Source organism: Streptomyces sp. OZ13 (assembly GCF_052068155.1).
Lineage (GTDB): Bacteria > Actinomycetota > Actinomycetes > Streptomycetales > Streptomycetaceae > Streptomyces.
Map to the genome: position 1 here is coordinate 1 of NZ_JBQHCZ010000041.1, position 4,050 is coordinate 4,050.

1 protein-coding gene is annotated in these 4,050 nt (G+C 72.1%); it reads right to left on the minus strand.

What is annotated here, in order from left to right; translation table 11 throughout:
- On the minus strand, positions 1-4,050 hold a 4,050-nt coding region (locus tag ACTMTU_RS35945; RefSeq protein WP_441267627.1), incomplete at both ends, for a type I polyketide synthase.

The following is a 4,050-nucleotide window of genomic DNA, read 5'->3' on the forward strand; positions in this document are numbered from 1 at the left end:
GCACCAGTACCGGGCGTCGAGCGCCGTGCCGTCCAGCAGTGCGCCGGTGACCGTCGAGTAGAACGGCACCTGCCCCGGGCGCGGCCGGAGCGGGGCGAGTCGTGCCTCCAGATCGGGCAGCAGGGCGTCCATGTGGTGACTGTGGGAGGCGACCGGCGCCTCCAGCCGCCCGCACGACACATCCGCGTCGTCCAGTCGGAACAGGAGGTCCTCCACCGCATCGGCGTCACCCGATACCGACACCGACCGGGGTGTGTTGACCGCGGCGACCGACACGGCATCTCCGTACGGGGCGATCCATTCCCCCACCTCGTCGAGCGGGAGTTCCACCACCGCCATCCGGCCCACGCCCGCCACTGCCTGCAGCGCGGCGCTGCGCACACCGATGACCCGTGCACCGTCCTCGACGGACAGCGCACCGGCCACCACCGCGGCCGCCACCTCACCCTGCGAATGACCCACCACCGCGGCCGGCTCCACACCCAGCGACCGCCACACCGCCGCCAGGCCCACATACACCGTGAACATCACCGGCTGCAGCACATCCAGCCGCGACCACTCCTCCACGGACCCTTCCCGCAACAGGTCCTCCACCGAACGGTCCAGATACGGCGCCAGCGCCTCATCGCACTCACGCACCGCGTCCGCGAACGCCTGCGACTGCTCCAGCAGTTCACGCCCCATCCCCGCCCACTCGCTGCCCTGGCCGGGGAAGACGAACACGGTCCTGCCGTGCTCCTGCTGTGTGCCGGTGAGGAGATCGGGGTGGGTCCGGTCCTCGGCGAGGGCTCGTAGCAGTTCGGCTGCGTGTGCGGTCGTGCCGGCCATGAGGCCGGCACGTTCGCCGAGGTGGGTGCGGTGCAGGGCGGCGGTGGCGGCGACGTCCCGCAGCGGCACGTCGGGGCGGGCGGCCAGCCAGTCGGCCCAGCGCCCGGCCTGCTCGCGCAGCGCCGCCCGGCTCGCGCCCGACAGCACCACCGGCAAGGGCGTGCCGGGAGCGGCATCGGTCGCCGGCGACGGGGTGGTGGGGGACGCGGGGGTGGGTGCTTCTTCGATGACGACGTGCGCGTTGGTGCCGCTCAGGCCGAAAGAGGAGACACCGGCGCGGCGGGTGCGCTCGCTCTTGGTCCAGGGCTGCGGCTGCTGAAGGAGAGCGAGTCCGTTGTTGTCCCAGTCGATGTGGGGGCTGGGCTCGTCGGCGTGCAGGGTGCGGGGCAGCGTCTCGTGCTGGAGGGCGAGGACCATCTTCATGATGCCGACGACACCGGCGGCGGCCTGGGTGTGGCCGAGGTTCGACTTGGCCGATCCGAGGAACACGGGGTGCTCGCCGAAGACTTCGGCGAGAGCGCCCGCTTCGATCGGGTCGCCCAAGGCGGTGCCGGTGCCGTGTGCCTCGATCGCGTCGATGTCCGCGGGGGCGAGACCGCCCGCGGCCAGGGCGTCGCGGACGACGCGCTGCTGGGAGGGCCCATTGGGGGCGGTCAGGCCCTGGCTGCGGCCGTCCTGGTTGACCGCGGAGCCACGGACCACGGCCAGGACGCGGTCGCCGTCGCGTTCGGCCACCGACAGACGCTTGAGCACGAGCATGCCGACGCCTTCCGACCAGCCCGCGCCGTCGGCCTGGGCGGAGAAGCTCTTGCAACGACCGTCGGGGGAGGTCGTCTTGAGTCGGCTGAACTCGACGTACGACATCGGCGTCGACATCACCGTGACACCGCCGACGAGGGCGAGGTCGCACTCGCCCTGCCGCAGAGCGCCTGCCGCCAGGTGCAGGGCGACCAGGGAGGACGAGCAGGCGGTGTCGATGGTGACGGCCGGGCCCTGCAGGCCCAGCGCATAGGAGATCCGGCCGGAGACGATGCTTCCGGCGTTGCCCGTTCCGAGGTAACCGTCGAGGGCGTCGAGGCCCTGACCCTGGCGGTCGTAGTCCGAGCTCATGGCGCCGAGGTAGACGCCGGTGCGGCTGCCGCTGAGTGCGCCGGGGCGGATGCCGGCGCGCTCCAGCGCCTCCCACGACGCTTCCAGCACCAGGCGCTGCTGCGGGTCCATCGACTGCGCCTCACGCGGGCTGATGCCGAAGAAGCCGGCGTCGAAGTCCTCGACACCGTCGAGGAATCCGCCCTCGCGGGTGTAGCTCTTGCCGACGGCATCCGGGTCGGGGTCGTACAGGTCCAGGCCGTCCCAGCGGGACGGTGTCCCTCCGATGGCGTCGCCGCCCGAGGTCAGGAGTTCCCAGAAACCTTCGGGGGTGTCGATGCCGCCCGGCAGGCGGCAGGCCATCGACACGATGGCGATCGGGTCGTCGGGCGTGCCGCGGTCGAGTGCGGGGGCCGACGGGTGTGTCGCCGCCGCGGTCGTGTCGGCCAGGTCGAGACGGTCGAGGAGGAGGCCGGCGACGGCGGCGGGGGTGGGATGGTCGAAAGCGAGGGTGGCCGGCAGGGCCACCTCGGTCGCCGCGGACAGCTGTCGCCGCAGCTCGACCGCCATCAGCGAGTCCAGACCGAGCTCGGAGAAGAGTTGCTGCGGCTTGATGGCGTCGGCGTCGGCGAGGCCCAGCACGATCGCTGCTTCACGCTGTACGAGCTGCACCAGATACGGATGCCGTTCAGCCTCGGGCAGCGCCGCCAGCCGGTCACGCAACGCCGTGGCCTGACCGCCGGATGTGGTGGTGCCGGCCGCCGGCCGGATGCGCCTCCTGCGCACGAGTGCCCGCAGCAGGGCGGGAGGGTCCTCGACCCGCGCCGTCTCCAGCTTGACCGGAACAAGGTGGGCATACGGCTGGAGCAGAGCGGCGTCCAGCGCGGCGAGTGCCTGCTGCTGGGTCAGCGCGCCGATGCCTCGCCGTGCGAGCCTGCCGAGTTCGGCCTGGCCGAGATGGGCGGCGAGGCCCGTTCCGGTCTGTTCCCACAGGCCCCAGGAGAGGCTGGTCGCGGCCAGGCCATCAGCGCGGCGGAGGGCGGCGAGCGTGTCCAGCGCTGTGTTGGCAGCGGCGTAGGTGCTCTGGCCGGTGCTGCCGAGGACGCCGGAGGTGGAGGAGTAGAGGACGAACGCGGCCAGGTCGAGGCCGAGTTCGCGGGTGAGGTCGTGCAGGTGCAGCGCACCCTCGGTCTTGGGGGCGAGGACGCGGGCCAGACGGTCGGGGTTCTGGTCGGTGAGGAGTCCGTCGTCGAGGACGGCGGCAAGGTGGAACACAGCGGTCCACGGGTGGGCGGTGTCCACGCCGGTGAGCAGGGTCCGGACCTGGGCGCGGTCGGCCACGTCGCAGGCGACGACCTCGACATGGTCGGCACCGGCGGCGGTCAACTCCCCCACCAGGTCGGACACACCGGGTGCGTCGGCCCCTCGGCGTGAGGTCAGCACCAGACGGCGCACGCCGTGCTCCTGGACCAGGTGACGGGCCAGAGCCTGACCCAACTCCCCCATGCCGCCCGTGATCAGGACCGTGCCGGCAGGATCCAGTGCACGGGCCTCGGTGCCTGTATCGGCACGGGCGTCGGGATCGGTGGAGGTGGAGACACGGACCAGGCGGGCGGCCAGTATCTGGCCTGCGCGGACGGTCAGCTCGGGTTCGTCCGCCACTTGCAGGGCCGATGTCAGGTCCTGGGTGTCGGTGTCGATCAGGCGGATCACCCGCTCCGGGTGCTCGCTGCGTGCCGACCGCACCAGGCCCCACAACGACGCCTGGCCCACGTCCGTGGCGTCTTCGCCGACCGCGCCACAGGTCACCAGCACGATCTCGGACACGGCCTCATCGGCCAACGCCTGCTGGAGTTCGGCCAGTCCACGCGCGGCGACCTCCGTCACCGAACCCGACCAGCCCCGCGCGTCGATCACCAGCCGCTCGGCGTCCTGTGCCTGAGAGCCGACCGTGACCGGCTGGAACTCCACCCGGTACAGGTGGTCGACCGATGTCGAGGCACGGATCTGGTCGGCGGTCACCTCGCGCAGGTCGAGACGACCGGACAGAACAGGCCCGCCCGCCGGATCGGCGACCCACAGCCGAAGGGACGTCCCCGAGGTGTCGAGATCCGCACGGACGCGCAACTCGCT